Origin of the sequence: Streptomyces sp. NPDC059900 (genome assembly GCF_050270335.1) — a bacterium.
Classification (GTDB): Bacteria; Actinomycetota; Actinomycetes; order Streptomycetales; family Streptomycetaceae; genus Streptomyces.
This window is the reverse complement of record NZ_JBNNJZ010000064.1, coordinates 20461-29131: the sequence shown is the minus strand read 5'-3', so window position 1 is coordinate 29131 and position 8671 is coordinate 20461. Positions and strand designations below refer to the sequence as shown.

The window sequence follows — 8671 nt, the reverse complement described above, 5'->3', positions numbered from 1 at the left end:
GTCGCCAAGCCGATGCGGTTCGTGCCGCGCAGCGTGATGGTCGGCTTCGTGAATTCCCTGGCCATCCTGATCTTCATGGCCCAGGTCCCGGAGATGCACGACGTGCCCTGGCCCGTCTATCCGCTGATCATCGGCGGGCTCGCCCTCATGGTGTTCTTCCCCAAGATCACCACGGTGATCCCGGCGCCGCTCGTCTCGATCATCGTCCTCACGGTGATCACGGTCGCCGCCGGGATCGCGGTGCCGACCGTCGGAGACAAGGGAGAACTGCCCTCGTCCCTGCCGGTACCGGGCCTGCCCGACGTGCCGTTCACCATGGACACCCTGACGACCGTCGCGCCCTACGTGCTCGCCATGGCGCTGGTCGGCCTGATGGAGTCCCTGATGACGGCCAAGCTCGTCGACGACATCACCGACACCCGTTCCTCCAAGAAGCGCGAGTCCATCGGCCAGGGCATCGCCAACATCGTCACCGGCTTCTTCGGCGGCATGGGCGGCTGCGCCATGATCGGCCAGACGATGATCAACGTGAAGGTGTCCGGGGCCCGCACCCGCCTGTCCACCTTCCTCGCGGGCGCCTTCCTGATGGTCCTGTGCATCGTCTTCGGACCCGTCGTCTCCGACATCCCCATGGCCGCCCTGGTCGCCGTGATGGTGATGGTCTGCTTCGCGACCTTCGACTGGCACTCCATCGCGCCGAAGACGCTGAAGCGGATGCCCGCCGGGGAGATCACGGTCATGGTCGTCACCGTGGCGTGCGTGGTCGCCACGCACAACCTCGCCGTCGGTGTCGTCGCGGGATCGATCACGGCGATGGCCGTCTTCGCCAAGCGCGTCGCCCACCACGCCGAGGTCACCGCTCTTCCCGACCGCCAGGACGGCAAGGTCACCTACTCCATCACCGGCGCGCTCTTCTTCGCCTCCGCCAACGAACTCGTCGGGCGGTTCGACTACGCAGGTGACCCCGACAAGGTCGTCATCGACATGAGCGCCGCCCACGTCTGGGACGCCTCCTCCGTCGCCGCCCTGGACGCGATCGGGGCCAAGTACGCCCAGCGCGGCAAGACGGTGGAGATCATCGGCCTGAACGGGCCGAGCGCCCGCATCCACGAGACGCTCAGCGGCGAACTCACCGGCAGCCACTGAGCTTCCCGTGCCGCGGGCCATGGCCCGGCGTCACGAATACCAGGTGGGTTCCGGGAGCTCACCGGTCAGGACGTGCCGGCCGACCTCGCGGCGCTTGTAGGCGACGGGGTCGTGCAGGGTGTGGGTGCGGACGTTGCGCCAGAACCGGTCGAGGCCTTGTGCCGACGCGGTGGAGCGGGCGCCGGTCACCTCGAAGACCTGGTTGGTGATCTCCAGAGCGACCTCCGTGGCCCGCGCCTTCACCGCCGCGACCCGCACCTCGAACGCCCCGCGGGACTGCTCGGTGACCGCGTCCGGGTCCTCGTGCAGCGCCTGGCCCTCCAGCGCGACGGCGTCGGCCAGGGCCTCGACGGCCCACAGCTTGGCGGTGAGATCGCCGTAGATGTCGATGACGTACGGCTCGTCGACGGCCCTGTCGTGGCCGCCGTGCAGCCAGGGGCGGGACTTGGCCGTGGTGTAGGAGGCGGCGGTCTCCAGGGCGCCGGCGGCGATGCCCAGATAGAAGCTGACGAAGACCAGCTGGATGGTGGGGACGTTGAGCGTGTTGTAGACGCGCGGCGTGAACTGCTTGTCGACGTATCCGGCGGCCGACGCCCACGGCGTGCGCACGCCGTCCAGGGTCACGCCGCCGCTCTCGGTGAGCCGCTGGCCGATGTTGTCCCAGTCGTCGTGGAAGGCCAGGCCCTCGCTGTCGGAGGGCACGATGGCGAAGACATGCTGGTCCGTGCCCTCGAGCACACCTTCGAGCACGGTGACGTCGGAGACCTTGCTGCCGGTGGAGAAGGACTTGCGGCCGGTGAAGACCAGGTCGTCGCCGTCCTCGGTGACCACCACGTCGTGATCGCGCGGATTGACCGCGCCGCCGAAGAACCACTGCCCGCGGGCGGCCTCGGCCTCGACGTGCTCCCACTGCTCGCGGGTGCCCACCAGGCGCGCGGCCCAGTTCCACAGGTAGTGGTAGCCGAGCAGCTGCCCGATCGAACCGTCCGCCTTGGCGACCTCGCGCACGACGCGGTAGGCCGTCGGCCAGTCCTGGCCCCCGCCGCCGTGCCCGACCGGACCCAGGAGCGTGACCAGACCGGAGTCCTTGAGCAACTGGATCTCGGCGTAAGGGGTTTGGCCCGCCCGGTCGCGGGCGACGGCATCGGTGGCCAGTACGGCCGCGACCTGCGAGGCGCGGTCGATCCAGGCCCGGGAGTCCGCGGGGGCGGGGAGTGTCTGCCAGTCGGCGGGTGCGACGGTGCTCATGTTGCTGCCTTTCCAGGGGAGTTGGGGCGAAGGGGGGCGAGGTAGGTCAGTCGGAGGCCGAGGCTTCGAGCTCGCGGACGATCGGGAGCACCTTCTTGCCGAAGTACTCCACCTCCTCCAGGTAGTGCAGGAACCCGAGCAGGAAGAGGTCCACGCCGAGCCGCTTGTAGGCGACGATGCGCTCCGCGATCTGTTCCGGGGTGCCGATCAGACCCGTACGGAATCCGTCGTTGTACTGGACGAGGTCCTCGAAGGAGGAGTCCTGCCACATGCCCTTGCCGTCGGCGGCCGACCGTCCCGCCTGCCTGACGGCGGCTCCGAAGCCCTCGACCGCATCCGTGTCGGCCTTGGCGACGATCTCGCGGAGCGTCTCGCGGGCCTCGGCCTCGGTGTCACGGGCGATGAGGAAGCCGTTGAGGCCGAAGCGGGGCGCGGAGCGTCCGGCTGCCGCAGCCGATGAACGCACGTCCCGGAGCTGCTCGGTGACGCCGTCGAAATTCTTGCCGTTGGAGAAGTACCAGTCGGACACGCGGCCCGCCATGGCGCGGGCCGCGGTCGAGTTGCCGCCCTGGAAGATCTCCGGGTGCGGGCGCTCGGGGGTGTTGAGGGGCTTGGGCTTGAGGGAGAAGTCGCGGATCCGGTAGAAATCACCGGCCAGTTCGGCGTGGTCGTCGGTCCAGACCGCGCGCAGCGCCCGGATGAACTCCTCCGAGCGGCGGTAGCGCTCGTCGTGCTCCAGCCAGGGCTCGCCGAGCGCGGTGAACTCGTCCTTGAACCAGCCGCTGACGACATTGACGGCGAACCGTCCGCCCGACAACTGGTCCGCGGTCGCACCGAGTTTGGCGAGCACCCCCGGATGCCACAGTCCCGGATGGACGGCGGCGATCACCTTCAGGCGCCGGGTGGCGAGCAGCAGGGCGAGGCTGAAGCTGGTCGACTCGTGCTGGAACTCGGCGCCGTAGCTGGCCATGTAGCGCACCTGGCTCAGGGCGTAGTCGAAGCCGTTGTTCTCGGCGAGAACGGCCAGTTCGCGGTTGTAGTCGTAGCCCCAGTCGGTGCGCTGCTCGATCTTGCTGGTGACGAGACCGCCGCTGACGTTGGGGACCCAGTACGCGAAGCGCGCGGGTTCGGATGGCATGGGGGAGCTCCTGGGGGTTCGGGGCAGGGGGGCGCGAGGGCACGCGGGCAGGGGAGCGCGGGGCGTGCGTCAGGGAGCGCTGATCACCAGGCGTCGATCACGCATGGCGGAAGAAGCCGCGGACGCGGCGTCGGCCGATCAGCGAAGGAGAGAGGGAGAAGAAGAGAAAGAAGGGCCGAGCGGAGGCCGGAGGTCAGCGGCGACAGAAGGAGCCGGCAAGACGTCCGAGGTCGATGTGGCGGCGCTGGGTGAGCCTGCGCATACCGATCAACTCCTCGCTGGACAGGACCGGATCCGCCCCGCCGAACGGCGGGAGGAGCCCGGTCCGTTCACACGTTAGCGAGCGAAGCCGCCCCGGGTCGATTCGGCATTGGCGAGGGGCTGATAGGGCTCCCCTTCCACCGGGGCCGGGGCGGGTGCAGGTGACATTTGTACCGGCGGATCGACGACATCCGGATCTGCCCCCTGCCGCGCCGCGCGAGCACGATGAACGCAGTGACCGCGGTGGCGGACGGGCCGCCGCGGACAGCGGAAGAGGGAGGCGTGGGTGCCATGGTCCTGCCGATGCGCAACGAGCAGAGCGTGCCTCGCAGCGGCACGTACGAGATCGACCCGGCGGCCTCGGCGGTGCGGTTCAGGACGCGCACGGTGTTCGGACTGTTCCCGGTGCGGGGCACCTTCGGCATCGGCCGCGGTCGGATCACCGTGACCGATGCCGTCGAGGACTCCGCGGTGGACGTGACGATCCGGGCCGACACGTTCGACTCCGGGCTGCGGCGCCGTGACCGGCATGTCGTGTCCGCCGACTATCTCGATGCCGCCGGCCACCCGGAGATCGAGTTCCGCAGCCGCGGGGTGACGCAATCCGCGGCGGGTACGGCGGAGCTGCCCGGGGAGTTGACGGTGCGAGGCGTCACGCGGCCCGTCACCGTCACCGTCGGGGCGGTGGTGCCGGACGGGGAGCGGCTGATCGTCGAGGGCGCGGCCGTCGTCGACCGGTACGCGTTCGGCGTGACCACGGCGAAAGGCATGACCGGCCGCCGACTGAAGCTCCGCCTCACCGTCGAAGCGGTTGCCCGCTGAAGGCGCCGGCCGCCCCGCGCGTCCCCCGCCCGAAGTCCGCATTCCGCAACTGATGTCACTGCTGTGTCACGCCCACGGCGTGCACCACAACTCCCGTAGGGGCTGCCGGGTCGAACTGGGCGTCAGTGAGGAACGGGCGCTTGCCGGTAAATCACGCCACATGACCGGATCTTTGGGCTCATACGCCATCAGACCTACGGGGGAGCAGGACATGACCAGCACGTCCACCACCAGCGACACGACCACCACCGGCACGGCCCGCCCGCACCGCACCACGCGCCGCACGAAGACGTCCGCCGCCGTGGCGGCCGCGTCCTTCCTGCTGCTGGCGGGCGTCGGCATCGCCGCCGCGCCCGCGGCCCTGGCGGGCGTGCCGGGCGGTACCAGCGCCGCGGACCGCAACTCCGACTTCGACGGCGACGGTTACGACGACGTCCTGATCGGCGCTCCGGACGGCACCGTCAGCGGCAAGGAGGGCGCCGGTTACGTCACGGTCCAGTACGGGGCGGCCAATGGCATCGGCGTCAACAACAGCGTGCCCAAGGCGCGAACGGCCGTGTTCAGCCAGTCCACCACGGGGGTGCCGGGCAGCTCGGAGGCGTATGACTCCTTCGGCAAGTCCGTCGCCACCGGAGATCTGGACGGCGACGGCTACGACGACGCGGTCATCGGCGCGCCGGGCGAGGACGTCGGAGAGGCGGAGAACTCCGGCCGGGTGACCGTCCTGTTCGGCTCGAAGACCGGGCTGCGCGCGGACCGTGCCCTGAACATCGCCGCCGACTCCCCGCAAGAGGGCGCCCGCTTCGGCATGTCCGTCACCGCGGCCCGCTTCACCGGCGCGACCACGGCCGACGTGGTCGCCGTGCTCGACCGCGCAGGCGCCCAGCTGTTCACCTACACCGGGGGCGAGCTCAGCCACACCGACTCCGTGGACACCACGGAGCACCCCGCGGGAACCGCGATCCAGCCCGGCTACCTGACCACCGGCGACTACGACAGCGACGGCTACGCCGACCTGGTCATCTCCGGTTACAGCCCCGACGACGGCCACAAGCAGGGCTGGTCGACCGTCTACGCGGGCGGCGAGAGCGGCGTCTCGCACCAGCGGGACCTGAACGGCGGCCTGGGCACCGCGTCCGGCGACATCAACAACGACGGCTACGACGACCTGGTCGTGGGCCAGATCCGCACGTCGGACGACCAGCCGCAGGGCGCGAACGGCGGTCTGGCGGGCGTCTATTACGGCGGTGAGGAAGGCCCCGTGGGCCAGGAGCCCGACAACGCGCCCCAGTGGTGGACGCAGGACTCGCCGGGCGTCCCCGGCACGGCCGAGGAAGGCGACGCCTGGGGAGGCGAGCTCTCCGTGGACGACGTCGACGGAGACGGATACGCGGACGTGGCGGTCGGCGCCGCAGGCGAGGACGTGGGCACGGTGCGGGACGCGGGCGCCGTCTGGCTGCTGCGCGGCTCGGCCGAAGGACTGACCGCCACCGGCGCGCAGTCCTTCGACCAGAACACCTCGTACGTTCCCGGCGTGGCGGAGGAGAGCGACGGGTGGGGCGGCCAGCTCCGTCTCGCCGACACGGACACCGACGGCCGCTCCGAGCTGATCGCCGCGGCGCCGGGCGAGAACACCCGCGACGGTGCGGTCTGGGTGCTGCCCGCGAGCACGAAGGGCCTGGTGGCGGACGGTTCGTGGTCGTACGGCGGGGCGGCTCTGGGCGCCCCGGCGACGGACGCGGCGTTCGGTGCGGCCGTCGACGAGTGACCGGCTGACCGGGGCCGCAGGTGCGGGCTACCCGGCGGGGCGGGCGTCGATGAGCGGCAGCACGGGGAAGTCGTGGTGCCGCCAGATCCGGCGGGAGTGCTCTTCGGGGTACGCCGTGACAGCCGGGCGGGTGTCGAAGAGCTGCACGAGGCCTTGCGCGGTGTCGTATGCGGGCCAGCCCGGGTCGCCGTGCGCGGCGAACGCCGTCCAGGCGGCGCGCATACGGGCCGACAGCGCCTCCGTGTCAGGGGGCGGGTCCTCGCCGATCAGGGCGGCGGGCCGGCCGCGGTCGAGGTTGCCGAAGACGAGCGGCACGTCCAGGCCGTGACAGGCGCCCAGGACACCGCCCATGCCCGGAGCCGGCCAGGTCAGCTCGTAGACGTGGGCGCGGCCCCCGGCGGCGTTCTGGGCCTGGGCGAGACGGAGGCCCGGCATGCGGAACAGCCAGTCGGACTGCACCAGTTCGTGCAGCGCGTCCGGGCCCGCGGCCGGGAAGGCGTCGTGGTAGAGGCGTGCGCCGTCCCGGCCGGGGCCGAAGACGCGCAGGGCGGTCGCCGCCTGCTCCTGCGTCACCTGGCCGAGCAGACCGTCGAGCGCGGTGAGCAGCCGCGCCTCGTCGCGGGTGTGGCCGACGAGGAATCCGATGCCGCGGCAGGCGCCGTCGGCGAGGGCCTGCCAGGGAGTTCGCGGCAGCACCTGGCCCTCGACGACCGGCGAGAACGCGATCGACCTGTGCGCCGGCGGGCCCCAGCGCCCGGCCCGCCGGCCCATGTCGGCGCCGACCGCGTCACCGGCGGCGGACAGCAGGTCCGGGTCCACCGCGGACAGGTCGGCCACGGTGGGCTTGAGGCCGAGTTCGGCGGCGCAGGCGGCGGCGATGTCGGCGGCGAGGTCCGGCGAGAAGAACGTGCCCTGCACGCTCTGGGCGACGGCCCGGACGAAGAGCCCGGCCGCACGCGGCATGGCAAGGAGCGCGGCGACCGATCCGGCGCCCGCCGACTGGCCGAAGAGCGTGACGCGTGCCGGGTCGCCGCCGAAGGCCCGGATGTTGTCCCGCACCCACTCCAGAGCGGCCACCTGGTCGAGCAGACCCCGGTTGGCGGGCGCCCCCTCGATCTGCCCGAAACCCTCAAGGCCCACCCGGTAGTTGAAGGTCACCACGACGACGCCGCCCTCACGGGCGAGGCGGCCGCCGTCGTACTCGGGAAGACCGGACATGCCGATCGTGTAGGCGCCGCCCTGGATCCACACCATCACCGGCAGCCCTGCGCCCGGGCCCGGGTCGGGCGACCAGACATTGACCGTCAGCCATCCGTCGCCCCTCACTTCGCGCGCCAGCGCGTCCATGCCGAAGTGGCTGCCCTGCGGGGGCGGCGGTCCGTACGACAAGGCGGTTCGCACCCCCTCCCAGCTCCGCACCGGCTGCGGCGCGGCGAATCGGCGCGGGCCCACCGGCGGCCCGGCGAACGGAACGCCGCGAAAGACCGCCACCCCCGTCTCCCGCGTGCCGCGCAACGGTCCCGCGGCCACCCGGATCTCGGGCCCGGCCCCGGACTGTTCCGACGCACCCACGGTCATCACGACTCCCCCTCCGGCCGGACAGGGGGAGCATCTCGCCGCGTCCGGACACGGCGCCAGCCATTTTCGGCACCGCCCGGCAGGCACCGCGCCCACTGGCGGGGCACCCGCGCTACGCATGAGGCGCGTGATGGACTCGGGGCATGGCTCAGAAGGCTCTCATCGTCGTAGACATGATCAACATGTACGACCACCCGGACGCGGAGATCCTGCGGAAGTCGGTCAGGGAGGTGCTGCCGAACGTCCGCAGAGTGATCGAGCGGGCGCGGGCCGACGACATCACGGTCATCTACGCCAACGACAATTTCGGCCTGTGGCGCTCACACCACGACGAGCTCCTGGACAAAGTCCTGAGCGGCCCGCACGCGGAGTTGGTCGCGCCGATCCGCCCCGAAGGCGACTCGCTCTTCGTGGTGAAGGCCCGGCACTCGATCTTCTACGACACCCCGCTGGAATACCTGCTCCGCCAGCGCGGCATCGATTCCGTGCTCCTGTGCGGCCAGGTGACCGAGCAGTGCATCCTCTACTCGGCGCTCGACGCCCACATCAGGCATCTGGAAGTCGTCGTGGCCGAGGACGCCTGCGCGAGCATCCACGGTGACCTCGCCGAGGCCGCCCTGCAGATGATGGAACGGAACATGCAGGCACGGCTCGTGCGTTCCACGGACGACGAGCTGTTCCCAGGACGTACGAGCTGATGGGAGACGACC

Annotated in this window: 8 protein-coding genes; 4 read left to right on the top strand and 4 right to left on the bottom strand. The window is 71.1% G+C overall.

Annotated elements, in window-relative coordinates:
* Nucleotides 1–1146 (top strand): SulP family inorganic anion transporter (locus ACQKIP_RS12720; RefSeq protein ID WP_427742974.1); only part of this gene is annotated, 1146 nt, incomplete at its 5' end.
* A 30-nt stretch (nucleotides 1147–1176) separates the two neighbouring features.
* Here the strand turns inward: ACQKIP_RS12720 and ACQKIP_RS12715 are convergent.
* The 3 genes from ACQKIP_RS12715 to ACQKIP_RS12705 all read right to left on the bottom strand — a co-directional run bounded on the left by ACQKIP_RS12715 (nucleotide 1177) and on the right by ACQKIP_RS12705 (nucleotide 3794).
* Nucleotides 1177–2394 carry an acyl-CoA dehydrogenase family protein gene (locus ACQKIP_RS12715; protein WP_365854667.1) on the bottom strand — a complete coding sequence of 406 codons (1218 nt, stop codon included), beginning with the start codon at nucleotides 2392–2394 and terminating at the stop codon, nucleotides 1177–1179.
* Nucleotides 2395–2440: 46 nt separating this feature from the next.
* Entirely contained in the window at nucleotides 2441–3532 is a 1092-nt protein-coding gene (gene sfnG, locus ACQKIP_RS12710; RefSeq protein ID WP_365854665.1) for a dimethylsulfone monooxygenase SfnG, read from the bottom strand.
* Nucleotides 3533–3725: 193 nt separating this feature from the next.
* Nucleotides 3726–3794: a putative leader peptide gene (locus tag ACQKIP_RS12705; RefSeq protein WP_361183524.1), complete on the bottom strand. Its 69-nt coding sequence runs from the start codon at nucleotides 3792–3794 to the stop codon at nucleotides 3726–3728.
* A gap of 290 nt (nucleotides 3795–4084) precedes the next feature.
* Between ACQKIP_RS12705 and ACQKIP_RS12700 the strand changes: the two genes are divergently transcribed.
* Together ACQKIP_RS12700 and ACQKIP_RS12695 are read left to right on the top strand one after the other, a co-directional pair.
* Nucleotides 4085–4615, top strand: coding sequence for a YceI family protein (locus ACQKIP_RS12700; RefSeq protein ID WP_365854752.1), 531 nt, complete (start codon nucleotides 4085–4087; stop codon nucleotides 4613–4615).
* 211 nt (nucleotides 4616–4826) lie between these two features.
* Nucleotides 4827–6383: an FG-GAP repeat protein gene (locus ACQKIP_RS12695; protein WP_365854663.1), complete on the top strand. Its 1557-nt coding sequence runs from the start codon at nucleotides 4827–4829 to the stop codon at nucleotides 6381–6383.
* A gap of 27 nt (nucleotides 6384–6410) precedes the next feature.
* Here ACQKIP_RS12695 and ACQKIP_RS12690 read toward each other — a convergent pair whose 3' ends face one another.
* Nucleotides 6411–7961: a carboxylesterase/lipase family protein gene (locus ACQKIP_RS12690; protein ID WP_365854661.1), complete on the bottom strand. Its 1551-nt coding sequence runs from the start codon at nucleotides 7959–7961 to the stop codon at nucleotides 6411–6413.
* Nucleotides 7962–8104: 143 nt separating this feature from the next.
* Between ACQKIP_RS12690 and ACQKIP_RS12685 the strand changes: the two genes are divergently transcribed.
* Nucleotides 8105–8659, top strand: a complete 555-nt coding sequence (locus ACQKIP_RS12685) for an isochorismatase family cysteine hydrolase (protein ID WP_365854659.1) — start codon at nucleotides 8105–8107, stop codon at nucleotides 8657–8659.
* Nucleotides 8660–8671: the final 12 nt, after the last annotated feature.

Coding starts and splice junctions, on each gene's coding strand:
- ACQKIP_RS12695 (WP_365854663.1), top strand. CDS start 4,827: ATGACCAGCACGTCCACCACCAGCGACACGACCACCACCGGCACGGCC.
- ACQKIP_RS12685 (WP_365854659.1), top strand. CDS start 8,105: ATGGCTCAGAAGGCTCTCATCGTCGTAGACATGATCAACATGTACGAC.
- ACQKIP_RS12715 (WP_365854667.1), bottom strand. CDS start 2,394: ATGAGCACCGTCGCACCCGCCGACTGGCAGACACTCCCCGCCCCCGCG.
- ACQKIP_RS12700 (WP_365854752.1), top strand. CDS start 4,085: ATGGTCCTGCCGATGCGCAACGAGCAGAGCGTGCCTCGCAGCGGCACG.
- sfnG (WP_365854665.1), bottom strand. CDS start 3,532: ATGCCATCCGAACCCGCGCGCTTCGCGTACTGGGTCCCCAACGTCAGC.
- ACQKIP_RS12690 (WP_365854661.1), bottom strand. CDS start 7,961: ATGACCGTGGGTGCGTCGGAACAGTCCGGGGCCGGGCCCGAGATCCGG.